Annotated in this window: 31 protein-coding genes; 14 read left to right on the top strand and 17 right to left on the bottom strand. The window is 60.2% G+C overall.

The window, feature by feature from the left end; all coding sequences use genetic code 11:
- The first annotated feature begins 16 nt into the window (after positions 1-16).
- Positions 17-199 carry a DUF2188 domain-containing protein gene (locus ACYVIA_RS19560; protein ID WP_460843814.1) on the top strand — a complete coding sequence of 61 codons (183 nt, stop codon included), beginning with the start codon at positions 17-19 and terminating at the stop codon, positions 197-199.
- Positions 200-291: 92 nt separating this feature from the next.
- Positions 292-450: a hypothetical protein gene (locus ACYVIA_RS19555; protein WP_460843812.1), complete on the top strand. Its 159-nt coding sequence runs from the start codon at positions 292-294 to the stop codon at positions 448-450.
- A 162-nt stretch (positions 451-612) separates the two neighbouring features.
- Here the strand turns inward: ACYVIA_RS19555 and ACYVIA_RS19550 are convergent, their stop codons facing one another.
- Positions 613-1317 (bottom strand): Bax inhibitor-1 family protein, encoded by a 705-nt coding sequence (locus tag ACYVIA_RS19550; RefSeq protein ID WP_460843810.1) that lies wholly within the window; start codon positions 1315-1317, stop codon positions 613-615.
- Between the two features lie 260 nt (positions 1318-1577).
- Here ACYVIA_RS19550 and ACYVIA_RS19545 point away from each other — a divergent pair, with 260 nt between their 5' ends.
- A complete protein-coding gene (locus ACYVIA_RS19545; protein ID WP_460843807.1) occupies positions 1578-2282 on the top strand; it encodes a hypothetical protein in 705 nt (234 codons plus the stop codon).
- Between the two features lie 136 nt (positions 2283-2418).
- Here the strand turns inward: ACYVIA_RS19545 and ACYVIA_RS19540 are convergent, their stop codons facing one another.
- Positions 2419-3003 (bottom strand): hypothetical protein, encoded by a 585-nt coding sequence (locus tag ACYVIA_RS19540; protein ID WP_460843805.1) that lies wholly within the window; start codon positions 3001-3003, stop codon positions 2419-2421.
- Positions 3004-3320: 317 nt separating this feature from the next.
- On the opposite strand from ACYVIA_RS19540, the gene ACYVIA_RS19535 reads away from it, so the two are divergent.
- A complete protein-coding gene (locus tag ACYVIA_RS19535) occupies positions 3321-3560 on the top strand; it encodes a hypothetical protein (RefSeq protein ID WP_460843804.1) in 240 nt (79 codons plus the stop codon).
- 88 nt (positions 3561-3648) lie between these two features.
- Here the strand turns inward: ACYVIA_RS19535 and ACYVIA_RS19530 are convergent, their stop codons facing one another.
- On the bottom strand, positions 3649-4092 hold the full coding sequence (locus ACYVIA_RS19530) for a DMT family transporter (RefSeq protein WP_460843802.1): 444 nt from the start codon (positions 4090-4092) through the stop codon (positions 3649-3651).
- A gap of 491 nt (positions 4093-4583) precedes the next feature.
- On the opposite strand from ACYVIA_RS19530, the gene ACYVIA_RS19525 reads away from it, so the two are divergent.
- Positions 4584-4796: a hypothetical protein gene (locus tag ACYVIA_RS19525; RefSeq protein WP_460843800.1), complete on the top strand. Its 213-nt coding sequence runs from the start codon at positions 4584-4586 to the stop codon at positions 4794-4796.
- A gap of 307 nt (positions 4797-5103) precedes the next feature.
- Here ACYVIA_RS19525 and ACYVIA_RS19520 read toward each other — a convergent pair whose 3' ends face one another.
- From ACYVIA_RS19520 to ACYVIA_RS19510, 3 genes are all read right to left on the bottom strand, one after another.
- Positions 5104-5691 carry an HD domain-containing protein gene (locus ACYVIA_RS19520; protein WP_460843799.1) on the bottom strand — a complete coding sequence of 196 codons (588 nt, stop codon included), beginning with the start codon at positions 5689-5691 and terminating at the stop codon, positions 5104-5106.
- Between the two features lie 45 nt (positions 5692-5736).
- A complete protein-coding gene (locus tag ACYVIA_RS19515; RefSeq protein ID WP_460843797.1) occupies positions 5737-6513 on the bottom strand; it encodes a class II aldolase/adducin family protein in 777 nt (258 codons plus the stop codon).
- Positions 6514-6684: 171 nt separating this feature from the next.
- Positions 6685-7410: an oxygen-binding di-iron domain-containing protein gene (locus ACYVIA_RS19510; protein ID WP_460843796.1), complete on the bottom strand. Its 726-nt coding sequence runs from the start codon at positions 7408-7410 to the stop codon at positions 6685-6687.
- A gap of 236 nt (positions 7411-7646) precedes the next feature.
- On the opposite strand from ACYVIA_RS19510, the gene ACYVIA_RS19505 reads away from it, so the two are divergent.
- Together ACYVIA_RS19505 and ACYVIA_RS19500 are read left to right on the top strand one after the other, a co-directional pair.
- Entirely contained in the window at positions 7647-7985 is a 339-nt protein-coding gene (locus ACYVIA_RS19505; protein WP_460843794.1) for a DUF6152 family protein, read from the top strand.
- Entirely contained in the window at positions 7985-8470 is a 486-nt protein-coding gene (locus tag ACYVIA_RS19500) for a DUF6644 family protein (RefSeq protein ID WP_460843793.1), read from the top strand. The genes ACYVIA_RS19505 and ACYVIA_RS19500 overlap by 1 nt, the downstream gene beginning before the upstream one ends.
- Positions 8471-8496: 26 nt before the next feature.
- Here the strand turns inward: ACYVIA_RS19500 and ACYVIA_RS19495 are convergent, their stop codons facing one another.
- On the bottom strand, positions 8497-8724 hold the full coding sequence (locus tag ACYVIA_RS19495; RefSeq protein WP_460843791.1) for an oxidoreductase-like domain-containing protein: 228 nt from the start codon (positions 8722-8724) through the stop codon (positions 8497-8499).
- 223 nt (positions 8725-8947) lie between these two features.
- On the opposite strand from ACYVIA_RS19495, the gene ACYVIA_RS19490 reads away from it, so the two are divergent.
- Positions 8948-9121 carry a hypothetical protein gene (locus ACYVIA_RS19490; RefSeq protein WP_460843789.1) on the top strand — a complete coding sequence of 58 codons (174 nt, stop codon included), beginning with the start codon at positions 8948-8950 and terminating at the stop codon, positions 9119-9121.
- Positions 9122-9196: 75 nt separating this feature from the next.
- Here ACYVIA_RS19490 and ACYVIA_RS19485 read toward each other — a convergent pair whose 3' ends face one another.
- Both ACYVIA_RS19485 and ACYVIA_RS19480 read right to left on the bottom strand, forming a co-directional pair.
- On the bottom strand, positions 9197-10234 hold the full coding sequence (locus ACYVIA_RS19485; RefSeq protein WP_460843788.1) for an isocitrate/isopropylmalate dehydrogenase family protein: 1038 nt from the start codon (positions 10232-10234) through the stop codon (positions 9197-9199).
- Positions 10235-10569: 335 nt separating this feature from the next.
- Positions 10570-10824: a hypothetical protein gene (locus ACYVIA_RS19480; RefSeq protein WP_460843786.1), complete on the bottom strand. Its 255-nt coding sequence runs from the start codon at positions 10822-10824 to the stop codon at positions 10570-10572.
- Positions 10825-11041: 217 nt separating this feature from the next.
- Between ACYVIA_RS19480 and ACYVIA_RS19475 the strand changes: the two genes are divergently transcribed.
- On the top strand, positions 11042-11869 hold the full coding sequence (locus ACYVIA_RS19475) for a mechanosensitive ion channel family protein (RefSeq protein WP_460843784.1): 828 nt from the start codon (positions 11042-11044) through the stop codon (positions 11867-11869).
- Between the two features lie 75 nt (positions 11870-11944).
- Here ACYVIA_RS19475 and ACYVIA_RS19470 read toward each other — a convergent pair whose 3' ends face one another.
- Complete coding sequence (locus ACYVIA_RS19470; protein WP_460843782.1) at positions 11945-14224, bottom strand: putative bifunctional diguanylate cyclase/phosphodiesterase; 2280 nt, start codon at positions 14222-14224, stop codon at positions 11945-11947.
- Positions 14225-14534: 310 nt separating this feature from the next.
- Here ACYVIA_RS19470 and ACYVIA_RS19465 point away from each other — a divergent pair, with 310 nt between their 5' ends.
- A complete protein-coding gene (locus ACYVIA_RS19465) occupies positions 14535-14960 on the top strand; it encodes a YciI family protein (protein ID WP_460843780.1) in 426 nt (141 codons plus the stop codon).
- Positions 14961-15247: 287 nt separating this feature from the next.
- Here ACYVIA_RS19465 and ACYVIA_RS19460 read toward each other — a convergent pair whose 3' ends face one another.
- A complete protein-coding gene (locus ACYVIA_RS19460; protein ID WP_460843778.1) occupies positions 15248-15637 on the bottom strand; it encodes a hypothetical protein in 390 nt (129 codons plus the stop codon).
- Positions 15638-15687: 50 nt separating this feature from the next.
- Complete coding sequence (locus ACYVIA_RS19455; protein ID WP_460843884.1) at positions 15688-15936, bottom strand: hypothetical protein; 249 nt, start codon at positions 15934-15936, stop codon at positions 15688-15690.
- Positions 15937-16291: 355 nt separating this feature from the next.
- Here ACYVIA_RS19455 and ACYVIA_RS19450 point away from each other — a divergent pair, with 355 nt between their 5' ends.
- Complete coding sequence (locus tag ACYVIA_RS19450) at positions 16292-17062, top strand: alpha/beta fold hydrolase (RefSeq protein ID WP_460843776.1); 771 nt, start codon at positions 16292-16294, stop codon at positions 17060-17062.
- Here the strand turns inward: ACYVIA_RS19450 and ACYVIA_RS19445 are convergent.
- Complete coding sequence (locus ACYVIA_RS19445; protein WP_460843774.1) at positions 17059-17925, bottom strand: lysophospholipid acyltransferase family protein; 867 nt, start codon at positions 17923-17925, stop codon at positions 17059-17061. The genes ACYVIA_RS19450 and ACYVIA_RS19445 overlap by 4 nt on opposite strands.
- A gap of 340 nt (positions 17926-18265) precedes the next feature.
- Entirely contained in the window at positions 18266-19045 is a 780-nt protein-coding gene (locus tag ACYVIA_RS19440) for an MBL fold metallo-hydrolase (protein WP_460843773.1), read from the bottom strand.
- Positions 19046-19167: 122 nt separating this feature from the next.
- Between ACYVIA_RS19440 and ACYVIA_RS19435 the strand changes: the two genes are divergently transcribed.
- The 3 genes from ACYVIA_RS19435 (at position 19168) to ACYVIA_RS19425 (ending at position 22985) form a co-directional block, all read left to right on the top strand.
- Entirely contained in the window at positions 19168-20136 is a 969-nt protein-coding gene (locus ACYVIA_RS19435; protein ID WP_460843771.1) for a GlxA family transcriptional regulator, read from the top strand.
- 381 nt (positions 20137-20517) lie between these two features.
- Positions 20518-21645, top strand: coding sequence for an aminotransferase class V-fold PLP-dependent enzyme (locus tag ACYVIA_RS19430; RefSeq protein WP_460843769.1), 1128 nt, complete (start codon positions 20518-20520; stop codon positions 21643-21645).
- Between the two features lie 314 nt (positions 21646-21959).
- On the top strand, positions 21960-22985 hold the full coding sequence (locus ACYVIA_RS19425; RefSeq protein ID WP_460843767.1) for a diguanylate cyclase domain-containing protein: 1026 nt from the start codon (positions 21960-21962) through the stop codon (positions 22983-22985).
- A 95-nt stretch (positions 22986-23080) separates the two neighbouring features.
- On the opposite strand, the gene ACYVIA_RS19420 is transcribed toward ACYVIA_RS19425, so the two are convergent.
- Genes ACYVIA_RS19420 through ACYVIA_RS19410 form a run of 3 tightly spaced genes read right to left on the bottom strand, consistent with a single transcriptional unit; the run spans position 23081 to position 25358 of the window.
- Complete coding sequence (locus tag ACYVIA_RS19420; RefSeq protein ID WP_460843765.1) at positions 23081-23848, bottom strand: amino acid ABC transporter ATP-binding protein; 768 nt, start codon at positions 23846-23848, stop codon at positions 23081-23083.
- 4 nt (positions 23849-23852) lie between these two features.
- The gene (locus ACYVIA_RS19415) at positions 23853-24506 is read right to left on the bottom strand and encodes an amino acid ABC transporter permease (protein ID WP_460843763.1); all 654 of its coding nucleotides are present in this window, start codon (positions 24504-24506) and stop codon (positions 23853-23855) included.
- A gap of 60 nt (positions 24507-24566) precedes the next feature.
- A complete protein-coding gene (locus ACYVIA_RS19410; protein ID WP_460843761.1) occupies positions 24567-25358 on the bottom strand; it encodes an amino acid ABC transporter substrate-binding protein in 792 nt (263 codons plus the stop codon).
- Positions 25359-25444 lie beyond the last annotated feature (86 nt).

Here is a 25444-nt window from a genome sequence, read left to right as displayed (position 1 = left end):
AGGTGGAGCGCCCGGAATGCCCTGGTCAGCTGACTCCTGCCCGCGATCGATGATCAACCTGCCCGAGCAGGTACGACGCAAGGCAATCGAGATCGCCAATGCCTTGCTGGAGGAAGGCATGGAAGAAGGCAAGGCGATCCGGATTGCCATCGCAAAAGCAAAGGAATGGGCGCGCCATCACGGCCTTCCGTACGAGTGAGTTGTAATGGTGTCGCGTCCATGAAACCTTACCGGGCGGGCGTGGACTAACGGATTTGGTATTTCCGCAACTTCTTATTCGGAGGACTCACGATGGCCGCTAATACCCAGAACAAATATCCCGCAGACAAGGCGGGCACGAAGTACAGCGAATTCAAGAACACCAAACGCGTGCCGCCCGGTAAAACCAAGGCCGAACAGGCCAGGCAATCCGGCGGTGGCAAGGGGCAGACCGCAGACAAGACTTCCTAGGCCGTGTTTGACAAGCTACTGCGCGGCCCGGATTGATGTCTGCGGTGCTCGGCGTACCAGTCGTACGCGTGCGCTCCTCGACACCACTCCGAACCGCTCGCTACGCTTGTCAAACACAGCCTAGAACAACACATGGATTAGCCGGAGGCTTGGTGCCACGGCCTATTTGCTCAGCAAATCAAGCAGGTCCAGGAACAGGTTGATGATGTCCAGATAGAGACTGATCGATATATCCATGGCCGCCGTCCAAGTATTCGCGGAATCCTTCCTGCTAAGCGCGCTGAGTTTGTTGAAGTCATAGACCAGATAAGCGGTAAAGACGAGGACCCCGCAGAATGCGCCTATTCGCTGCACCCAGCGGGGGATTTGGAAGAAAATTCGGATGAACCCGAAAACAATCAGCAGGGACAGTGCAAGGAAAAGCCCTGACCTCATGAATGAAAAATCAGTCGAGGTATTGACTCCATACAGCCCTGCTCCGGCAGTGACGAGCGCAGTGAGCGCCAGTACACGCGCGCCGAGGTTCTCGTCAACGGAGACAAGGGCCAGCGCAAGCATGAGGCCGGTCAGGACTGACCAGATGCAAAAGAGCGGAAACCCGACACCGAGGTTATTCTCGCCGTAGAAGATGAGAAAGAGAAATACCGCGAAATCTGCGACGATCAAGCTCCAGAAATACGGCTGGACGGCGTTCCAGTCCAAGTCCAGGTCAAGTTGTCCATGCTCGTTGACCCCGCCGGAAACCCATGCGCTACGAGCGTGATAGTGTCTGCGGAGCCATCCGATAAGCATTACCGTACTAAGCCATGTAATGCCTAGCTGGCTCACCAGAATAGAAAAAGTCTTTCCATAAAGCGTCTCGAACATGGATGCCCCATTGCTGAAAATGCAAAACGTTACGGGGAGCGAAAATAGCATTGCGTCGACGGTTTGCCATCCCATGAATTGGGGAGTGGATACGCTTCCCGCACGAGGGAGACGTGGGTCGAAGCGGAGCGAGTCAGGGCGAGTTAACCGAAGAGCGTGCGCAGACCGGCATCCGGATGGCGAGCTCATGGGGCGCGTCTGCTAACGGTAAAGTCTCAGCTACACTTCACGCTTGTGAAGAGCGGGGACACACTGGAATCATGGACAACCATCAATCATTCGACGGGACTTTGCTGGATCGTGTCGGGCTGAACCGTCATGCGGTATTCAATCTCGACGCGCTTCCCGAAGACGTCATTGCGCAGGTCCGCACTAGCTGCGCATCGCCGCGCGCCTATCGCCAGCTCATCCTGATCGGCCATGCGGGCCGGACGCTGTGGGACTCGGTCACCGCGTCGGGAATCAGATCGGATGATCCCATCGATGATTTTTCCACTCAGGTGGTAAGGCAGTGGTTCGCGCAGCACCACTCGTGCAACGAATACGAAATCCTCTATCCGGGCGCGCATGCTGTCGGGCTGCAAAGGCTTGGCATGCTGGCAGGCTGGCACCATGCAAGTCCGTTCATGGTCGGTATCGATAAGTCGTGGGGAACCTGGTACGCATACCGTGTGCTGATCGTGGCGGACACGCGTTTCGCGCCGACGCCGCCGGTGCAGGACGAGCACCCCTGCCAGCCCTGTGCGCATAAGGTCTGCATCACCAGTTGTCCCGCCCGAGCAATGGATCAAGGCCGGTTCGACCTTGGCAAATGCGTCGGTTACCGCAAGCAGGATGGGTCACGCTGCCGCACGACCTGCCTTGCCCGCGTCAGTTGTCCTGTGGGTGTCGAGCATCGCTATTGCGACGCGCAGATCCACCACACCTATCTTGGCTCAATGCGCGCGATTGAGCGCTTTTACTGAATGGCTGTTTGCAGGCGGAGCATTGGACGTGACGCGTCCGCTGCTACAGCACCTCGCTGACACTGCTTGCCTGACACAGGACGGCCCCACCCGTGAAAGGATGAGGCCGTCTTCTCCAGCGATCGGTTGTCGCTGGTCAATGCAGCGTGGTGGACGGGGTCAGTGCACCGTGCCGGCCGCGCGGCGTTGCCTTGCGCGTTCCGCCAGTGCCTTTTCCTTTCGGTTCGGCCTTGATGCCGGTCGTTGTGCCACTCTTTGTGGCAGTCTTTGTTCCAGTCTTCGCGCCGCTCTTGGCGGCAGCCTTGTTTGCCATCTTCACGCTCGCCTTGCTGGTTCCCTGCGAGCCGGCTTTCTCGCTGGAGCTTTTCTTGCCGGTCAGGGCACGTGCCGGCTTGGCCATGGCTTTGGTGCTGGTGCCGCCGCCCGCCTTGGCCGTCTGGCGTTCAAAGCGCGCCAGCGTCTCGTCGAAGATCTTCTCCTTCGAGATCACTTCCTTGAGGTTGGCGGACGGCGCCGCGCTGCGCTGGGTGCCCGACGCGGACTTGCCCTGCTGCCGCTCCACCATGCTGTGATACTTGTCGCGCGCCTTGCGCACGCGCTCCATGCGCTGCAGGAGCCCCTTGTCGCTCAAGGTGCTGACCGTCGGTGGAAAACTCTCGTTGATGAGCCTGAACTCGGTTTCCGAAAGTAGTCTTTGGGCTGTCGTTCGAGGAATAGGCATCTCCATCTCCTTCAGTAAAGGTTCGAGTGAGATAAACATCACACGATAAAGTTTCCATTCTTGAATCGGTATCCATGGTGCGCATGCTTGCGCGCGTTTCGATCGATGTCCCGCCACAGCGTGTTGTTCGGTTCTTCATGCATTCGCCGGTGTGTCGCATGAGCGCTTCTGGCATGGCGCTTCCATGCGCGTTGCGCATGCAGGCCAGGCTTCGTTGCCGCTCCTTGATCTGGGAAAGAGGAAGCGCACGCCACACCGCACAGCGGCGCGCCGGGTGCTAGGATGAATCCGCATGCTTTCGGATTGAACGGGAGGTGATGATGCCGAGTGAGCGCTTTTCCAATTACCGCTTTGAACTGTCCGGGTCGCAACTTCCGGATAGCGGCAAGTGGGTGCCCTGTGTCGAGATCCGCGACTATTCGGAAGATCCGCAAGATGGCGAGGTGATTTTTCCGTTGCAAAGAATTGCTGCGGAAGATGTGTACGACTCGGAGGAAGCGGCAATCGCCGAAGCGAGGCGTTTCGCCATTGCCCATGTATCGTCCGGCGAGTTCTGATTGCCGCGTGCTGACGATCCTGCGGCTGTGTGGATGAAGGCCGGAGGCGGGTAGGGCGCGCCTCAGTCGAGGCGCGCATCCGGTTCACTCAGTACTTCACGATCAGCACTGTTCCCGCAACCAGCAGCAAGGCACCGACAATGCGTGCGGTGCTGATGCCATGCTGGGCAAAGCCGATGAGGCCGTAGTGGTCCATCAGCAGCGAGCCGATCAGTTGCGCGGCGATGGTGAGCGCCACCAGGTTTGCCGCTCCCAGCTTCGGCGCTACGATGATCGTGGTCGCAACGAAAAACGCCCCGAAGGCGCCGCCCGACCATGCCCATGCCGGCACTTTTGCCATCACCTGCGCCACCGGCCATGCAGCGCGGGTAGCAAGTGCATACGCCAGCAGGCAGACAGTGCCTACGGCAAAGGAAATCAGCGCCGCTACGATCGGGCTGCCGATCCCCTGGCGAAGGGTTGTGTTCACACCGACCTGGATCGGTATGACTGCGCCCGCCGCGACGGCGAGCAATACATACCATGTGTTCATTTCTATTTCTTCTCGATAAATGCGTTATCCGTTTGCGCCGTCGTCATCACCGTTCAGACATCAACGCAGGGAGCGCCTGAAACAATAGACCGGCAAGGATAGCCGCTTTCCGCGAATTGAGCAGGCGAACTGGTGTCGCCAACTGTTTTCTTGTCCCAACCGTCGCTGGTGCTGCAATTCTGTTAACACAGTGCCCTCGAAAAGATGGCGGCCGCATGATTGAGGATGCAGAACACCACAGTGCCCGTAGCTGCCTGGAAGAAACAGGTTTGAAGCGTCTCGCTCCGGAAACCGGTGTGTGGATGCGGGAAGTGGCGGGATCGCTTGGCAAAGTACATGTATCTGCGGCGCAATGGCGGCGGTGATAATTGTCAAATTTAGAGTGCGGACTCGATTAAGCCGCATCAATTGGAACCTGCCTGCCTATATCATTGCCTGCTAGACCATCAACCAGACAGCGCTGCTGTCCCAACTTACAGGAGGAGCAATCCATGTCCCTTTCCATCAATTCGAACCTCGGTGACCTGCTCGACAATGCTGACAGCAAGGCTGTGCTCGAGAAGCACCTGCCCGGCATCTCTACCCATCCGCAAATCGCGATGGGCCGTGGCTTCCCGCTGAAGATGGTTGCCAATTTCTCCGGCGGCCTGATCACGAACGAAGCGCTCGAAAAAGTCGATACGGATCTCAAGGCACTGAGCTGATTTGCCAGGTCCCGCAACAACGGGGCTGGACTCGAAATGCATTGAGTCCAGCCCGGTCCACCCGCCACTCTTCCTTCCGATTCCCCCTCCACAGCACCACCCGCCACCCCGACTTCCCGAGCAGCGATACGGGGATAGAAATTCGGCGCGTCACTCCGCCATATCGATTGAATAGAGCCCTCACGAACGCAACGCGAAGCGGTCGCCGACGATAAGCCCATGCTTGCCGATATTTTCCATCGGCTTGGCACAGCGGTGCATCGCCGGCTTTCCCTATTCCGGTCGCTATTGCAGTCCTGCCGCGCTGTTATTCCCCATCCGTCTTGTAGATCGAGTGCTTCGGCCTGACCATCACCCGCTGCAGCATCGGTTCAAAGAACGACAGCGGCAGCGTGTCGTAGTCCGGATCGAAGGCCGGCGCGTCGTACTTCTCGCAAAACTCCAGCGTGCGCTCGTACAGCGGCTGGCCGGCAAACTGGTCGCGCAGGTTGCGGTTCAGGCCGAGGTGATGAAAGAAGTAGTAGCCCTGGAAGATGCCGTGCTTTTCCACCATCGCATGGTTCTCGGGGCTGACGAAAGGCTTGAGGATCGCCGCTGCAATGTCCGGATGGTTATAGCTGCCGAGCGTGTCGCCAATGTCGTGCAGCAGCGCGCATACCACGTATTCCTCGTCCTTGCCGTCGCGGTAGGCGCGCGTCGCAGTCTGCAGGCTGTGTGTGAGCCGGTCGACCGGGAAACCGCCGCAGTCGCCGTCGAGGATCTTCAGATGCGCAATCACTCGGTCGGGCAATGCCTGCGCATAGGGCTCGAATTCGCCGGCGATGATTTTCCAGTCCTCCGCTGTGCTTTGCTGCATGTCGCGGAACGTGGCGCGCGCTTCTTGTGTGTTGTCCATGCTGTGTTGTCTCCGTGGATTGTTATTGATGTGGTTGATGCGGGCTCAAGTGCGGTAGGACGGATCCTTGCGGTCGAGCCGCCGCAGCAGCGCAGGCCATGCGAGCATGCCGCCCTGTCCCTTCGTCACCGCCTTTGCCTGTTGTGTGGCGCCGTCGATGATCTGCTGAGGAATACGCACCAGCTCGCCGCCGCCCGCCTGCGCCCGCACCTGGATCATGCAGGCCGCTTCGAAGATGTACATGTTGACGAATGCATCCGCGATGGTCTTTCCGAGTGTCAGAAGGCCATGATTGCGCAGCATCAGGAACGACTTGTCGCCGAGGTCCGCGACGAGGCGCGGCTTTTCATCCTCATTCAGCGCCACGCCCTCGTAGTCGTGATAGGCAAGGCTCGCCAGCACGAAGATCGACTGCTGCGACAGCGGCAATACGCCGTCCTTCTGCGCCGATACCGCGACACCATTGATGCTGTGCGTGTGCAGCACGCATTGCGCATCATGGCGCACCGCATGAATCGCGGAATGGATCGTGAAGCCGGCCGGGTTCACCGGGAAGGGTGACTCTTCGAGCTTGTTGCCCTGCAGGTCGATCTTCACCAGCGACGACGCGGTGATTTCGTCGAACGTCATGCCGTACGGGTTGATCAGGAACTGGTCTTCCGTGCCCGGCACGCGCGCCGTGATATGCGTGTAGATCAGGTCACTCCAGCCAAAGTCCGCAACCAGCCGGTAGCAGGCGGCGAGATCCACACGCGTCTGCCACTCTTCCGGCGATACACGTTCTCTGGCCGAGGGGATGGATAGCCTGTCTGGTGCATTCATTGGGTGTCTCCTCGTCGTTGTAGATATGGATGTTATGCGCAGTATGGATGGGCGGCCGATCCGTGACCACCATGGTTAACGCCGCCGAACTGCCGATCGATTGTAGCGGAGGGGATGAAGCCTTGCTTTTCGCCTGTCATTACGTCGTGGCCAGGCTCGTTCCGCATCGACTCAACTGGTCATCAACCGTTCGCCCAGCGACCTGAGCAGTTGCGCACCATTGCCTTGCCATGCGCTGCCATGCATGCACGCAAGCGTCGTAGGCGCCTGGGCTGCGAGTTTTTCGATTAACGCCGGCGCATTCCTGGAGTGCGAAAAATAATCCATTGCATGCCGGAAGCCTTCGCTCGGCTCCAGGATGTCATCCTCGGTCAAGGCCGTTTCACCCAGTCCCGGCTGTGTGAACAGGTCTCCGCACAACAGCGTCTTGGTGCTGTCCTCCATCAGGTAGCCGGTTTCCCAGCCATGCGGCAAGTGCGGCGTATCCAGCCATTTCACGCGATGCCGGCCCAGTGCAATCGACTCGCCGTCGGCCAGCGCATGCGCTTCGCGCAACGCGACGTCATTGACCGATACCATCGCCGCTACCTGGCTACATACCGGCACTGCCTCCGGCGCCGCAGCCAGCCATTCGTTCAGCGATCCACATTCATCCGCCTCGTAGTGCGAAAAGCTGACGTATCGCAGCGTGTTTATCGCAATGATGCTTTCGACCGCCTCCCGCACCAGCGGAAACAGCTTGTGCGGGCCGGTATGGAACAGTAGTGGCGCATCGTCCACGATCAGGTATTGATTGAACGAAAAACCGCCGGCGATATTGACCGGCGTATTGATGCGAAAAATGTTGTCGGCAATTTCCTGCACATTCGTGCCGGACTGGGTATTGGTCACTGCCATGGTCGACTCCGCAATGGAAGAAGGGGAGCGCCGGCCAGGTCGCAAGACGGCCGGCCAGCGCACTGCCCAATACTCTCCCTGACGTGCGCAGGCGCTTTGAGGTGCCACAAATACATTCAGGCAAAGCCACGAGACGATGCCATTTTCGATTCCATTTCGCCTATTCAACGATCCCATTGGGAATCTCCGCCGCTTTCACTTTGTCTATTGGCTGACACCACTCATCAAGGACAACCATGAAAAAGCTCGCATTGCTCGCCTTGCTGGTCACCGCACCGGTGCTTGCGCACCACGGATGGAGTGAATATGACGCCAACCGGCCGCTGAAGCTGGTCGGCACGATCGAGGAATCCGGCTATGAGCATCCGCACGGATTCATACGGCTTAAAACGGAAGAAAAGAGCTGGACCGTCGTCCTCGCGCCGCCGACACGCATGCAGAACCGCGGGCTGGCGAAGGAGATGCTCCTGCCGGGCAACCGCGCGTCCGTCTACGGTTATCCCAACCGGAAGAAGCCCGAGGAAATGCGCGCAGAACGTATCACCATTGACGGCAAGACGACGGAGTTGCGCTGATGTCCGGCGCCGGCTTGCTTGGCTGGCTCGAAGCAACGCCGTTGTCGCAGGCCATGCGCGGCAGCCTGTGGCTATACCCCATCGTGGAAATCGTCCACATCGTCGGATTCGTCACGCTGGTCGGCTCGGTAGCGATGTTCGACTTGCGCGTGCTCGGTTTTGCCCAATCCTTGCCGGTACGCGCGCTGGGGCGGCACCTGCTGCCTTGGTCGGTCGCCAGCCTGGTGCTGGTCATACCGGCAGGGTTGATGATGTTTTCCGCCCACCCGCACGATTTCATCGGCAATCCGGTTTTCCAGACCAAGCTTTTTCTGATTGCGGTAGCGGCTATCAATGCTGCCTTGTTCCACGCCGTCGCGTATCGTTCAGTCGTTTCATGGGACAAGGATGTTTCCGCACCGGCACTCGCCAAGGGGCAGGCAATTGCATCGTTGCTGATCTGGATTGCGGTGATTTCCTGCGGACGCTTGCTGGCCTATACCTGACCTGTCTGCGTCAGTTGGCGCTTCAGTTACGCTTTCGCCAGAATCCCGCGCACTTGACCGCACCAGTAGCCCACGGCGTGGAGGTAGCCTTCCCACACGCAGCCATTGCAGCCGCGACCGCAGCAACTGGTCGGCTCTTCCGGCGGGTCGCGAAAGAAGATGTCGTGCAGGGTGAGTTGCCCGGCGAGCTCGGCAATCCACTGTCGGGCCTGTTCGGCATTGGCGGGTATCGGATGTTGTGGTTCGTCGCTCATGCGTGCGGTAGCGGTGTGAGGCAGAGGCGCGCTCAGCGCACCGGTCTTGGGGGCATTGGGTGCGCAGAAGTATAGCGGCGCCCGGAAAAAGGCGTACAAAGCGCGTTATTGGCCTGCAAGCGGCAGAGGGGCTTTGCGCAATTCGCTTTGCGCAATTCGCCTCGCGCGGAGCGGCGGAAACGTTTACCATCAAGTCCTTTCGCCATCCCGAGGCCACCCACCCATGATCGTCAGCCGCGAACTCTACGAAGCCGCTTTACTTATCAACCACCCGGACACGCTGTATCAACCGGGGCTGGCGGCGCACGAAGCTGCGCTTGCGGCTGGCATCGCGCGCCGCAACGGCAAGCTCATCGAACTCACCCACAAGGGCGAGGAAGTCGTTCGCCTGGAGTAGCGCAAAAAGCTGCACCACGCCCCGCACCGTTCGGGGGGCTTGGTAAGTGCGATGCAGCCGTTTTCAGCCCATCCGTCACAGGCGCTTGATCAGCGCTGCCGTAAATTCCGCCGTTGACGCCGTACCGCCCAAGTCGCGGGTGCGCACATTATCTTCAAGCAGCGTTGCCCGGATTCCGTCACGTAAACGCTTGGCCAGGTCCTGCCTGCCGACATGCTCCAGCATCATGCCCGCCGCCAGCAGCAGCGACGTGGGATTGGCGACACCCTTGCCCGCAATGTCCGGAGCGGAGCCGTGCACCGCTTCAAAGATCGCGACGTTTTCACCGATGTTTGCGCCGGGCGCCATGCCGAGGCCGCCGATCAGCCCTGCCAGCTGGTCGGACAGGATGTCGCCGAAGAGATTGGTACACAGCAGCATGTCGAACTGCCACGGGTTCAGTACCAGCTGCATCGCGCAGGCGTCGACGATGCGGTCATCCACCTCCACCTTGCCCGCGTATTCCTGTGCGACTTCTCGCGCGGCTTCAAGGAAGATGCCGGTCAGCGCCTTCAGCACGTTGGCCTTGTGCACGATGGTGATCTTCTTGCGGCCGTTCTTCACCGCATAGTCAAAGGCAAAGCGCGCAATGCGGCGGCAGCCGTCGCGGGTATTCACGCCGGTGGACACGGCGACCGCACGCGGGTCGCTGCCGACCGGGACGAAGTACTCATGCGCGACATACAGGCCTTCGATGTTCTCGCGCACCAGCACGATGTCGATGTTCTCGTACCGGCCCGGGATGATGGTCTTGGCCGGGCGCAGGTTCGCGTACAGCTTGAATTCTTCGCGCAGGCGCACATTGACGGAGCGGAAGCCGCCGCCAACCGGCGTCGTCAGCGGGCCCTTCAACGCCAGCTTGTTGCGGCGGATGCTCTCCAATGTTGCCGCGGGAAGCGGGTCGCCAGTGGTGTCGATGGCTGCCATGCCCGCAGCCTGCGTTTCCCATGCAAAGGGCGACCCGAGTGCGTCCAGCACCTGCACCGTTGCATTCGTCACCTCGGGACCGATCCCGTCGCCCGGGATCAGGGTTGCGGGAATCTGTCCGCCGGCTGTCGTTCCCATTGCTGCCATCTTCTTCTCCTTGCTTTGTTGACAATCCTCATGGATTGAGTCAATGCAGAATAGCACCCGCTCCCTGTCAGCACGCTTACAGCCGACAACCGCACTGCGTAAAACGCACAGCCTGTCGTACTTCCTTGACGTGCGACAGCATTTGCTCACGGGGATCTTCAGTGGATTGCTTCGGCGGGAAGAAGTTGCGCAGCTTTCGCGCGGGGACACGATGCCTTGGAAGCGGGAAGATGATGCAATGCGTGATGCAATGCGCAGGGAGGACGGTCGCGACCTTATGGAGGATTGCGACCGTCACCCCTGATCAGAATGGACTGTTGATTGCGGTGAATTCCCTACGCGAGGGACTTCAGGGAAATGCCCTGGTCCGGTGTGCCGTCCAGGTAGTCATGCCCGGTATTCGTCAGCCGCCAGAAGCCGCCTTCCGCTTCCGCGACCCATCCCTTGTCCTGCAGCAGGTGCAGGTGGTGAAGGATGGTCGACTTGTCTGCGTTCAACCGCTGTGCGACGCCGTTGACGCTGAGTTGCGGTTCCGGCGCTTCCAGCAGCTTTCCCAGAATCGCCTCCATTAGCATTTGATCTCGCTTCATGGTCTTGAATTGAAAAAAAGAGGCATCTTAGCGGAAGTTGGCTGTTGACCGTGCACCGTGCAGAACACAGAGATATCGTGACGCCGGTCAAGTACACCAAATTGTGCCCCGGTTTGCGATTGCTAGAATCGAGGCTTGCTGTGACCGGCAAGGCAGTATGCCAACGGCTGGTCCCACCCGAAACCGCATACAACGCACGCCCACGAGAGGATGTTTCATGAATGGCTCGCTACAGTCGCTCGAACAGGTAAAGGCTTCCGCCCTGGATATGGCGGTGAGGTTCGGGCCGAAGCTGGTGGTGGCGATCATCATCCTTGCTGCCGGCTATGTGGTCGGACGCTGGCTGGGCCGCTTGCTGGACCGCCTGCTGGTGCGCTTGAACCTCGAGGCGCCAGTCCGCTATCTGCTGGTGCGCATTGCAAGGCTCATGGTGCTGGTGCTGTTCGGCATCATGGCGTTGCAAAACCTCGGCATAGAGCTCTTGCCCCTCATCGCCGGACTCGGTGTGGCGGGCGCGGGCATCGCACTGGCCATGCAGGGAATCCTGGGCAATGTCATTGCCGGCCTCACGATCATCTTCACGCGGCCGTTCCATGTCGGCGATTACATTTCCATCGTCGGCGAAGAAGGCGAAGTGCTCGACATCCGCCTGTTTTCCACTACCCTCGGGCATACGGATCGCTCGCGGGTCGTGATCCCGAACCGCAAGATCGTCGGGGAGATTCTTCACAACTATGGGCAGATACGCCAGCTCAATATCAATGTCGGCGTGTCGTATGAAACCGATGTTGCCGTTGCACTGAACGTGGTGGAAGAGATCATGCACGCCAACGCACGTGTTTTGCACGACCCGGCGCCGCGCATCGGCGTCATACGTCTTGCCGAATCGGGCGTCACGATCAATATCGCACCCTGGGTCAATGTGCCCGATTATGAAGCAGCGATCCGCGAGCTCAACAGGACGATACTGGAAACGTTCGGCGCACGGAACATCGTCATCGCGCGGCCGCAGCGAGAAGTCCGGATGCTCGAACATCGTGCCTGAAGTGCTGCGGATGTAACTTGCAGCGGCTTCCCGCCGGCATGTCGCGGGCATCTCCGTTTCCTGCTGAGCAGTCCCTTATCCGGCATGTGCCGATGTCCGCGCCTGCAGCAGCCGTTCAAACTCTTCCGGCGGCACCGGCCGGGAAAACAGAAAACCCTGTCCGAAATCACAACCCGCACGCTGCAGCCAGTCGCGCTGCTCCGGCGTTTCGATGCCTTCCGCAATGACCTTCAGACCGAGTTTGTGCGCCATTACGATGATGGTTTCGGCAATGGTCCTGCTAGTGCTGTCCGGCGCGGTGTCGCGCACGAAGGACTGGTCGATCTTGAGATAGTCGACATCGAATTTCTTCAGGTACGCCATGGACGAATAGCCGGTGCCGAAATCGTCGATGGCCACCTGAATGCCGGCGTCGCGCATGTCCAGCAATTGTTCTTCCGTCGCCAGCGACGTGTTGAGCAATACGCCTTCCGTGATCTCGACCGAGATGCTGTTCCATGCCATGCCCTGTTCATCCAGTTGCCGGCCCCAGTTCATCGCACGCTTGCGCTGCATGAACTGGATGGGCGACGCATTGACGCTGACCTGGAACGGCGCGCCGGTCTGCTCGCTCCATCGCTTGGCCCATGCCAGCGACTGCATGAACACCCAATGGCCGATTTCATGGATCAGGCCGCTTTCCTCAGCGAGTGCGATGAATTCCGACGGCAGCAGCATGCCTTTGCGCGGATGCTGCCAGCGCAGCAGCGCCTCGCCCTTCGTTATTTTTCCGCTTGCCAGTTCCACAACCGGCTGGAAATGCAGTTGCAGTTCCTTGCGCGGCAGGGCGTTGCGCAGCTCGCCCATCATCCTGATGCGGTTCCACGCCTGCTCCTGCATCGACCGGGTGAAGAAGCGGAACTGGTTGCGCCCGCTGTTCTTGGCGACGTACATCGCCTGGTCGGCGTTGCGTACCAGGCGTTCCGGGTTGTCGCCGTCATCGGGATGCAGCGTGATCCCGATGCTCCCCGAGATATGCACGCGCTCCTGGCCGAGGTCGAAGGGCGCGGCCAGTGCATCCAGGATTTTCTGCGCGATGTCCTCGACATGGGCCTTGCTCTGGAGGTCGTTCAGGATGAGCGTGAATTCGTCGCCGCCCAGCCGCGCCACCGTATCCGCCGCACGCACGCAGGAGCAGATGCGGTCGGCGCACTGGCGCAGCAGCCTGTCGCCGGCATCATGGCCGAGCAGATCGTTGACTTCCTTGAAGTGGTCGAGGTCAAGGAACAGCAGGGCGACCGGCTTGCCGGTGCGCCTGGCGTTCTGCACTTCCTTCTCCAGCCGGTCGCGGAACAGGTTGCGGTTAGGCAGGCGCGTCAGGGAATCGAAATTGGCCCGGCGCAAGGTTTCCTGCTCGGTTGAAATATCAATCGTCGTGCCGACCATCCGGGTTGCCCGGCCGTTCTCGTCGCGCTGGACGACCGCGCCGCGCGACAGCAGCCATTTCCAGCGGCCATCCTTGCAGCGCACGCGGAATTCGGCGGAGAAGAAGGGAATCCGCCCCTTCAGGCAGGCCATCGTATTGGCCAGGATCCGTTCCTGGTCCTCCCGGTGGGTAATGGCCAGCCAGTCGTCGAGCCGCGGGCCGATCTCGTTTTCGGCATAGCCGAGCATGGCCCTGCCGCGTGCCGAAAACAAAAATCTGTTCGCGGGAATGTCCCAGTCCCACACGCCGTCGCCGGCCGCTTCCAGCGCCAGGTGAAAGCGCTCCTCGCTGGCGCTCAGTGCGTCGCGCGCCTGTATCTCATTCGTCACGTCGTGGCCAAACGCAAGGATGCCCGCCACGCTACCGTCCGCCGCAAATATCGGCTGGTACATGAAATCGACGTAGGCCTCCTCGCACGGCGCACCGGGGGAGGGCTGCAGCGTCAGCTTGTATCCGCGCCGGACATGCGGTTGTCCGGTGGCATACACCTGGTCCAGCAGTCGTACCAGTTCGTCATCGGCGGCATTGGGTAACGCCTGCCGTACCGGCATGCCGATGATCGGACGATGGCATACCACCATGTAACAGGACTTGTTGACGATTTCAAAGACATGCTGCGGACCGCGCGTCACGCAGATGAAACCGGGCGCGCGGTCAAACAATTCCTGGATCGGAAGCAAGCAGGCATCGCCAGCGTTGGTGCGCCCCTCGCGGATTCTGGCATTCGGAAAAACTTCGAAGACGGAATGCCCGACGATGTCGTCGCGCACCAAGGACCATGCGGCGAGAAATGCGTCGGTCGCATCCGCGATGGTCAAATCCTCCTCCAGCATCAACAGCGGTTTCGCGGATGCATTGAATGAGGGAAAGTGATCGGACGCCTGTGACATGAGCGTCCCTCCGAAGGTGGTCGGGAGTGTCATCATTTGGCGGTAGAAAGGGCGGATAGTTCCGTGGTGAATATTGGCGTGGATCACGGCCAAGTGTGGTCTTGGCCGTTTTGCGTTTGCGATGCCGGCTGCCAGACGCACGTGATGATGGAGTGCATCCGCACGGGCGCGTCATGTGAAAAAAAGTCTGATCGATGTCGATTTCCGCTTTCCCCGTTCGTCGTAGTGTCAGGACCAGCGACGATCCGTTGCGGGTCCATCAAGCAAGTGACCAAACAACCGAGCAACCAGCTAATCAGGAGAAACGACAATGCGTGTCATGGTGATTGTGAAAGCGACAAACGAATCCGAGGCGGGCAAGATGCCGAGCACCGAGCTGCTCGCTGCCATGGGCAATTTCAACGAGGAACTCGTCAAGGCTGGCGTGATGCTGGCTGGCGAGGGACTGCACCCCAGTTCGCGGGGCAAGCGGGTGCGCTTTTCCGGCAAGCAGCGCACCGTGATCGACGGTCCATTTGCCGAAACCAAGGAGCTGATCGCCGGCTTCTGGCTGTGGCAGGTGAGGTCCATGGAAGAGGCCGTCGAATGGGTGCGGCGTTGCCCGAACCCGATGGAAGGAGAGTCCGAGATCGAGATCCGTCCGGTGTTCGAGGCAGAGGATTTCGGCGCGGAGTTCACGCCGGAATTGCGGGCACAGGAAGACCGGTTGCGGGCGGAGATGGAAGCGCGCCCTTGACGATCGGAAGAGGACGTTTTCGGCGTGCGGTAGCAGCGGATGCAGGCCGCAAAGGACCGGGCCTGCAATGGCGTTTGCGTGCAGTGGCAGGACTGGGTTTTGCGGCCGCTGCACGTCATCAGCCGTTGTCAACCTGTTTTCTCTCCACACGACAACCGACACCTTGTGCACCATGACGCTTCCGGTATGGTGCGCGCTCCTGTCGTGCGTCGACAACTGGCGGAGGTGAAAATGCCGTGGGCGCGGCAAGTCGTGTTCGGCGCCTTGCTACCTCAAGGCAGCAGTCTTCACCCCGCCTTGCTTTCCCGCGCATCGATATCCGCCAGCGAGTCCCGCCCGCGCTCGGTCAGCGCGAATCCTCCTGTCGCTTCCTTCGGCGCAATCAATCCCTTCCGGCTCAGGAAGGTGGCGACATCATTGTCGAGAGCCGCCGGTGCGGTCGCTACTGCCGCCGCGTTGGCCACGGCCCGCAGCCCGTCGATACAGCGTTTGACAAACAGCGTCTGCTGTCCTTTCTCCGTCAACGACAGCGTGCCATCCCTGCTGCTCGCAACATATTTCAGCCCGACCAGCTTCTTGGCATTGCGCATCACGCAGGCGCTGGGCCGCACGCCTTTTTTCGTCGTGCGGATCTGGGCCAGCGCTTCCAATTCATCCTTCGTCAAACTGTCGTTCATCTCGATTTCCTGGTTGGTCCGGCGGAGGACCGCCGTCGATTCGCCGTTGATTATTTCTTGCGCTTGCCCGGTTGTGCCGGTTTGGGTGACGAAGGGCGGGACTGGCGGAGTTGTGCGAACAGTGTTTTCGCATCCTGCACCGCACGTTCCTGCGTGCGCATTGCCGGGATGTCGTCGTGCAGCGTGAAAAAGTCCGCCGCCTGTGCGCGCATCACATGCTTGATCGCCGCATCGTCGCTCATGTCGAACATTTCGGTCAGCAGCGTCGTGACTTCGTCCAGGTACTCTTCGTAGGTCATTGGCATGATGGGGGGAGGCCGGGCGAGTTGAAAAAGATTGCGCAGTATAGCGCGCGGTGGAAACAGCGCTCGCGATGCATCATCGATTGACGAGACGTGGAGCTTTTGCCAATCAACCAGCGTCGTCGTGACGATTACGTCTGCCTGTCTCTTGCGAACTTGCAAGCTACATCTTCAGGATGGGCCTATGGAAAGCGTCCGCCTTCAAATAAAACGACTTGTAATCCCCGCCGCAGTACGCATCTACAAACCTCCTGCAGGGCGATGCCCATGCACTTGCTGATATGGCACGAAAATGTCGTCCCGGCATATCAATGCAGACCTTGCATTACCCGTTTGAATGGGGGTTTCATCAATGAATTCCTTATTGAGCTACCGGCTCAGAAAGTTGCAACGCGGCGTTCTGGCAAAGGTGGTGATGCTTTCGCCCAGGCTCGCTCCCGTCCTGAAGACCGAAACGACTTTGGCGCGGCTGGATTTTCCCGCTGACCTGCCGAGCAGTGACCTGCTTGTCTTCCTGCCCGGCATTGGCGATCTTGCGGAAGATTTCGTCAGAAGCGGTTTCATCGCCGACCTGCGCCGGCACGGCATCAGCGCCGATGCGGTCGCCATCGATGCGCACTATGGCTACTACGCATCGCGCGCCATCCACACCCGGATCGCAGAAGACGTCATTGCGGCTGCGCAGGATGCCGGCTATGAACGGATCTGGCTGGCCGGAATTTCCCTCGGCGGTTTTGGCGCCACCTCCTTCGCCGCGCTGCATTCATCGCACATCGCCGGCCTGCTGTTGCTCGCCCCCTATTTGGGAACCGGCGAACTGGTGAATGAAATTGCCTCGGCGGGCGGCATCAGGAACTGGGAGCCGGGCGCCATCCGGGAGGACGACTACATGCGCGCCGTATGGGCGTGGTTGAAGAACGCGCATGCCTCGCCGGCAGAGAGCTTGCCGATCTATCTCGGCTATGGCGAAAGCGACATGTTTGCCCGCGCAAACAGCCTGCTTGCCGATATGCTGCCGGGCGAGCATGTGCATTCGATTCCCGGCGGCCATGACTGGCGTACGTGGAAGAAACTCTGGCAGCAAATGCTGCCGACCTACAAGGCGACGCAAGGCCGGTTCTAACCGGTATTCCTGTGATTGCCGTTGCTGTCGCCGGCATGCCTGTCACCGACGCTCCCGCCATCACCACTCCATGTGCCGGCGTCTTTTTCTTCACCGTCCTCTTCAACGTCCTCTTCGCCGGTCAGCGGCGCCATCGCGTCATGCGTCGCCTGGCACAGCCGCAGTATGGACTGCATATCCTTGCCTTCGGGATGGAGCACAGTGCCGATCTCCAGGCTGATTGGCGAGCGGCGCGGAAGCCAGCTTCTGGGCCGCAGGACATTTCGTGTACCACGCAGGCCAGCGACCACCACCGGTACATTTTCGGTCGCTGCTGCGACAAACGCGCCGGTGTGAAACGACCGTAACCCCGGCTCCGGAATGAAGCCGCCTTCGGGAAAAATGATCAGGCTCTCCCCGCGGCGCAACGTGACAGTCAGCACGACAATGTTGGACGCCTTACGCAGCGGACTGGAGTGGCGCAGCACGATCATCCCCAATCTCCTGAGTACGGGCCATAGCAATGCTTGGCTGGAAAACTGCTGGCGCGCCACGAAGGCATAGCCGGGGCGGGCCGGGAGCAGCGCGCTCAGGACCAGACCGTCCAGAAAGCTGGTGTGATTCACCAGCAGCAGATGCGGTGCTTGTGGCAGCTTTTCGAGTCCGTGCGCAGAGATCGGAATGGCTCCAAGCCGAAAAAGGATGCGCGTTGCGGTACGCGCAATCGGCCGGGCATGGGCGGGCGTGCCGGCCATGACGATCAGGCTGCCGAACACCAGCAAGCACAGGAAAGAGAGAAGCCAGGCATACGCGCCGTAAATCCATTCCCCCATGCATCGTATGCCCTTGACGATCTGCCTCCCGATGGCTTGCAGGGCATTCACTGGGGTGGATTCCATCATCAAGAGAGGATTGAACAGTCCGAATCGGGAACAGTTGCTCGCGGCGCGGCGCTTCATGCGATGCGCTGGCGTAGCGCACGTTGACGTCAGCATTGCAGGAAGCTTTCCGGGGCAGGTTACCACCGCAGGTTCGTTCGATTGAAGGTAACGGGCTGATTGACGCCGTGCCTTGAACTTAATCAATCGAAATATTTCTTTTCAAATCATAGGCTTGCATTGAAGAATCAAAGTTGTCCACAGACTTGATCACAGAAATTGTGGAAAGCTGCTTCTTCCCATGCCCCAGAATACCGCGACAGTAGCGACCGTTGCGACCACACCCTCAAGCCACAAACTCCAGCGTCTCCCCGTCCGCAGGAATACGCAGCCGTTCCGCCACACCGGCAGCTGCCGCAGCGCGTCTCAATTCCGTCCGTTGCACAGGGCAATGGCTCAACGCTTCCAGATGGTTCGCTACCGTGATGCCTTTCATCGCCTGGGTCAAAGCGATCACCTCTGCGGTGCCCATGATGATCTCGTGTCCGAGGTCGAACCGCGCGCCGCCGGCCGGAACCAGCGAAACGTCGGGCTGATGGCGCGCGATGAAGGCCAGCACTTCGGGCGTCAGGATGGTATCGCCGGACAAGTACAGGCTCGGCTCTCCCGGCATTTCGATAAAGTAGCCGACGCCATGTTCCATCAGCAGCGCCACCATGCCCTTGCCATGCCTGCACGCCACTGTCCGGATGCGCCCGCCGAGGAAGGGCTGCGGTTCCTGATGATTCTCCGCCAGCGACTGGACGTTCAGGCCGCGCTGGCGCAAATGCCCGGCATCGTGCGGCGTGCAGATGACCGGAATCCGCCGGCTGCGCAGCCAGTGCTTGCCCGCACGGTCGAGATGATCAAAATGCCCTTTCTGGCAATGCGTGATCAGGCAGTGCGTCACCGTGTCCAGCGCCGCATCGGTCACCGGCGGCAGACCGACGATGGGATTGCGCTCACGCCGGCCGAGAAACTTCAGCGGCGGCAGCGCGCCCTTGGGCGCCAGCATCGGATCCACCAGGATCCGGTAGGTGCCGATTTGGAGGATGGCTGTGGCATTGCGAAGCTGCGTTATTTTCATGGTCGATCCTTGTTAATGGGATGACGCATTGTGTGCTCCACGGATGCCCGCTTAAAATGGCCAGAACTGACATAAAACAATTATTTTCTGCCATGCCTGCACCGCGGACCTTGCCACCCACCTTGTCACATCCCTTTCGTATCGGTTTGCTTCTGTATCCAGAATGCATGGTGGCCGGGCTGTTCGCCTTCGCGGACCTTGTCCACGCGGCCAACCGGCGGGCCGGCGCAACGCTGTTCGAGCCGGTGTTCGTCGCAGAACACGCAGGCGTTATCGCATGCGCGCACGGCCATGCAATACGAGCCTCTTCATCGGTGAACGACGCACGTCTCGACGCGGTGCTGATCCCCGGCTTCTGGGCCGAATCGCCGCAGCACATCGCCGGCACCCTCGCAAACAACGCCGGCTTGATCGCAACAGTGAGGGCCTTGCCGGGAAACGTCATGATGTGGAGTTACTGCACCGGGGTTTGCCTCGCTGCTGCGACAGGCAGGCTGAACGGGCAGACAGCAACAATCACGTGGTGGCTTGCCGACATGGTGCGGGAACAGTTTTCCAAAGTGCTCTGGCACACAGAGCAGACCAGTGTTTTCAACGCGCAGACCGCAACCGCGTCCGGCGTCAACGGCCACCTGCCCATCGGCCAGGCATTCATCGAAAAGCACATCAGCAAGGAAGCCTGCCGCGACCTGACGAAGCTGATGGTGCTGCCGCGCCCGGAGCGCACCCATCACGCCTTCCAGGCGATGAACCTGATCGAGCAACCGAACCGGCTGCTGCGTGCGCTGCACGTGATCACGGAACGACTGCCGGCAAGCGAGGCGACAGTAGGCCGGCTGGCCGCGGAGCTGCACATGACGGAGCGTACGCTGGCCCGGAAGGTGGCTGCCGCAACGGGAGTTCCCGTCGCAAGCTATGTGCGCCGGATCAAGCTCAACCAGGTCAGCGAGCGCCTGATCCACACCTCCGCACCGGCAGCCACGATCAGTGCCGAACTCGGCTTCAGCAGCGACTCCGGCATGCGGCGCATGTTCAAGGAACTCACGACGCTGACGCCGGTGCAGTACCGGCAGGCGTTTGGGAGGACGTGAGGCGTTCCGGTCCGGACAGCCTGCTAAATTGAATCGCCTGCGCCGATGAAGTTGTTTGGACAGGAGGGCCGAAGGAGCGATCGCTTTCCTGCCGAGGGAGGCGGGCATGCATTCTGGCGCATGGGTGAGCGTACGGTGTGTCCCGACGTTTGCGGCAGAAATATGATCAGCCTCAGGTTTTCGCGTGTATGCAGGGCAAGACCTGATGTGGATCGCTCCATTGTTTCAGCCGACCTATATACTTCGGAAATACTTTGAAATCGCTTCTGAGTGCGCAGAGCGCCTCAAAGACGAAACACGGAGTCGCCTGTAGTCGTCCAAGGCAGGCATTCATCGACTTCAACTACTCTTTCTTCAATTACTCATTTCCGGGAGACAAGCGTGCCAGGTTTACTACCCCATGTTGATCGCGACGGACTTCTCGAATACTCGGTCGTCTATACGGACCGTGCAGTCAACCATATGTCCCAGCTCTTTCAGGGCGCAATGCGGGACATCTCGTCCACGCTGAAAAAGGTCTACAACGCCAGGTCGGTGGCCGTCGTGCCGGGCAGCGGAAGCTTTGGCATGGAGGCGGTCGCGCGGCAGTTCGCCACCAACAAGAAGTGCCTGGTAATCCGCAACGGCTGGTTCAGCTTCCGCTGGTCGCAGATTTTCGACATGGGCGGCATTCCTTCATCATCTATCGTCCTCTCTGCGCGCCCGGTGGAAGGTGGACGGCAGGCGGCCTTCGCACCTGCGCCAATCGAGGAGGTGGTCACGGCAATCAGGGAAAACAAGCCGGACCTCGTCTTTGCGCCGCATGTGGAAACCGCCTCCGGGATGATGCTGCCCGACGGGTACCTGCGCGCCGTTGCAGACGCGGTGCATGCAGTTGGCGGGATGTTTGTGCTCGATTGCATCGCCTCCGGCGCGATCTGGGTCGACATGCAGGCGACCGGTGTCGATATCCTGATCAGCGCGCCGCAAAAGGGCTGGAGCGCCTCGCCGTGCTGCGCGCTGGTGATGCTCAGCCCGCTGGCCCGCGAACGGATCGATGCGACTACCAGCACCAGCTTCGCCTGCGATTTGCGCAAATGGCTGCAGATCATGGAAAGCTACGAGAGCGGCGGGTTCGCCTATCACGCCACGATGCCGACCGATGCGCTGTGCAAGCTGCGTGACGTGATGCAGGAAATGGACGCCTACGGCTTCGAAAAAATTCGCGCAGAGCAGCAGGAGCTCGGCGAACGCGTACGCGCGCTCCTCGCCAGCAAAGGCATCAAGAGCGTCGCGGCAGCGGGCTTTGAAGCGCCGGGCGTCGTGGTCAGCTATACCGACGATGAAGGCATCCGGACCGGCAAGAAGTTTGCCGAAGCGGGCTTGCAGACGGCGGCCGGCGTGCCGTTGCAATGCGGCGAGCCGGACGACTTCAAGACCTTCCGCCTTGGCTTATTCGGCCTCGACAAGCTGCACAATGTCGAACGCACGGTCGATACGCTCGCCAAGGCATTGGAACGCATTGCTTAAGTGGAAAGAGCAGGGCGCGAGTAGCAAGAATATTCGTGCCCTGTCCTCGATGGCTTCGATTTGCTGCACAGTCGCCGCGCATTCGCCATTCGTTCGTCATTCATGCGCCACGCCAGGCCATTTCCACCCCGGCTTCACGCTGGTGGCGTGAAGCCGTGAGCGGTTCAATGCAGTTTCTGCATACCCGACTCGCGTACGATTGCTCCGTCAAAACTTCTATGGCAGCATGCAGGCACCCAAGCTTATAAAGAAGATTTCCCCCGCCTGAGATCGATGCGACCCGTCCGATCCTTCCGGTTTTAAAGTATCCCGATATGCAAAGTGTGAACGCGCAGCCGAATCCCGACGTCCTGTTGGAAATCATCAAGATTCAAACCGAAATCGCCAAGATGGGACTCGATCTCGCCGGCGTCATGGAACTGGTCACGCAGCGCACACGGCCGCTTACCGGCGCCACCGGTGCCGTGGTTGAGCTGGCCGAAGGCGAGGACATGGTGTATCGGGCTGCCGCGGGTATAACGGAGCCGCAACTCGGACTGCGCTTGAAGCGAAGCACCAGCCTGTCGGGCCGCTGCGTGGCAGAGCGGGAGATCCTGCGATGCGATGACTCGGAGACCGACGAACGCGTTGACCGCGAAGCGTGCCGCAGGGTGGGGTTGCGCTCCATGCTGGTTGTGCCGCTCAATCACCTGGATGACACTGTCGGCGTGCTGAAGGTGGTCTCGCCCGACGTCGGCGCGTTTTCCGATGCCGACGTGCAGATCCTGGGGCTGATGGCGGAGCTGATCGCCGCGGCCATGTTTCACGCCGCACGGCATGAGACCAACGAGCTGTATTACCGCGCCACGCATGACGCGCTGACCGGCCTTGCCAACCGCGCCTTGTTTTACGATCGCCTGCGGCAGAACCTGGCCCAGGCGCAGCGGCATTCGGAGCGCGTCGGCATCCTGAACCTCGATATGGACGGCCTAAAGCCGATCAATGACACCTTCGGCCATCGCGCGGGCGACTCCGCACTCAAGGAGGTCGCGTCCCGCATTCGCGGTGAGTCGCGGCGCTCCGACACGATCGCGCGACTGGGCGGCGACGAGTTTGGCGTCATCCTGTCACGCGTGGCAGACCGGGAAGGCGCCGAACTGCAGGCCTCAAGGCTCGCGTCGAAAATCACGATGCCGTTCCAGTTCGAGCAGCATCCGCTCAACTTGAGCGCCAGTGTCGGCGTCGCCGTGTTCCCGGACGATGGAACCGGTGTCGAAGAGCTACTGGAGAAAGCCGACCAGTCGATGTATCAGGTCAAGCGGACCCGGAAAAGCGGACGGGATCAAGCCGCGTCGAGCTGATCCGGGTGCGGCGGATTGCCGCACGCCCGGCAATAAAGGGCAGGCCACGATGAACAAGGCTGTTCGTGTTCTGCCCGTTTCGGGTAGTTATAGTGTTACAGCACGTGTTCGAGGAAGGCCCGCGTTCTCGCATGCTGCGGATGGGTGAACAGTGCTGCCGGGTTGCCCGCCTCCACGATTTCTCCCTTGTCCATGAACACCGCGTGGGTCGAGACGTCCCGCGCAAAATTCATTTCATGCGTGACGACCAGCATGGTCATGTGCTCTTCCGCCAATTGGCGCATCGCGCGCAGCACTTCGCCGGTCAGCTCCGGGTCGAGCGCCGAGGTCGGTTCGTCGAACAGCATCAGGTCGGGTTCCATCGCGAGTGCGCGGGCAATCGCGACACGCTGCTTCTGTCCGCCCGACAGCTGCGAAGGATAGCTGTCGCTCTTGCTCAACAGATCGACCTTGCGCAGCAAGGCTTGCGCTTTCGGCACGATCTCGTCGCGACGCAGGCCTTTCACCGTGATCGGCGCCTCGATGATGTTCTGCAGGACGGTGAGGTGAGGGAAGAGATTGAAGTGCTGGAACACCATGCCCATCCTGCTGCAGATGCGGCGCACATCGGCCGGCGGCACGTAGCGGCAGTTGCCGTCGGCATCGGTCGTTGCCATGGTTTCGCCTTCGATCGCGATGTGGCCGCTGTCGATCTTTTCAAGATGGTTGAGACAGCGCAGGAAGGTGCTTTTGCCCGAGCCGGAAGGGCCGATCAGCGCAACCACGTCCCCCTTCCGGACATCGAGCGATATACCCTTCAAGACTTCGAGGTTGCCGAAGCTCTTGCGGATATCACGTGCCTGGATCATCAACATTGCATCCATGGCTTCATCCTTCATAGACGGCATAACGTTTTTCCAGGCGATGGAAGCCCCAGGTCAGTACCAGCGTCATGATCAGGTAGAACGCGGCGGCGACGACGAAGGGCATGGTGGTGAAGTCGCGCTGCACGATGCCGCGCGCTGCGCGCAGCAGGTCGTTCATTGCCAGCACGTAGATCAGCGAGGTGTCCTTCACGAGGGTGATGGTCTCGTTGCTGACAGGCGCGAGGATGCGCTTGATCACCTGCGGCAGGATGATGCGGCGCATGGTCTGCACGTAGTTCATTCCCAGCACCTGCGACGCCTCGTACTGCCCGCGATCGACCGACTGGATGCCAGAACGGAAGATCTCCGCAAAATAGGCTGCGTAGTTGAGCGTGAACGCGACGATGGCGGCCGGGAAGTCCGGCAGGCGCACGCCGATGACCGGCACCCACGGCAGCGCGAAGTAGATGAACAGCATCTGCAGCATCAGCGGCGTGCCGCGCATCAGCCAGATGTAGCCGCTGACCAGACCGGAAGCGAAACGGAAATGCGAGACGCGGATCAGTGCCAGCACGAGGCCCAGCGGCACCGACAGCACCAGCGTGATGAAGAAGACCTTCAGGGTGACCACACTGCCGTCGAGCAGCGGGCCGAGGATTTCAAGGAGGTAGTTCATATTGCAGATGACCCGGCGGACAGCCGGGTCATGCAGTAGGGCACAGCAGTAAAGGCAGGCTTATTTGACGATGTTCTTGCCAAACCACTGGGTCGAGATGCGGTCGGCGGCGCCGTCCTTCTTCATGTCGTCCAGCGCCTTGTCCAGCTTGCCCAGCAATTCCGCATCGTCCTTGCGCACGCCGACGCCATACTCTTCGGTGCCGAAGTGATCTTCCAGCACGACGTACTCGCCCGGCTTCTTGGCCGTATAGTAGCGGCCGACTACTTCATCGACCACCAGCGCATCGAGGCGGCCGGTGCTCACATCCATCAGGGCTGCAACGTTGTCGCCAAACTTGCGCAGTTCCTTCAGGTCCTTCGCGACCGCATCTTTCTCGATCGCCTCGACCGCGCTGCTGCCTTCCTGCACGCCGACCACCTTGCCGGCGAGGTCGGCCTTGGCCTTGACCGGCGAATTGGCGGTCACGATGATGATCTGGCGGTTCTCCAGGTACGGCGCGGTAAAGGCGATCTGTTCCTTGCGCTTCTCGGTGATGGTCAGGCCGTTCCACAGCACGTCAACGCGCTTGCTGCCGAGTTCGGCTTCCTTCGCATTCCAGTCGATCGGCTTGAACTCGACCTCGACGCCGAGACGCTTGCCGGCCTCGCGTGCCAGATCGATATCGAAACCGACCAGTTCATTGGTTTTGCTGTCGCGGAAGCCCATCGGCGGGAAGTTGTCATCCAGGCCAATGACGATCTTGGCAGGAGCCGTCGGCGCCGAAGCTTCAGGTGCAGAAGACTTGTCGCAAGCCGACAGGAATACGCCGGCAACGAGGGCGGCGGAAAGCATGGAAAGCGTTTTTTTCATGGGAAGTTTCTTGAAGACAAGGTAGGCAAACGCTGGATTATTCCACAAAAACGTGGCCTTCTTTCATCGGTTTTGAGGTGCGAGCA

It is taken from the genome of Noviherbaspirillum agri (assembly GCF_054780595.1).
Note: the sequence above shows the minus strand (reverse complement) of the source record. Positions and strands in the feature narration are given on the sequence as shown.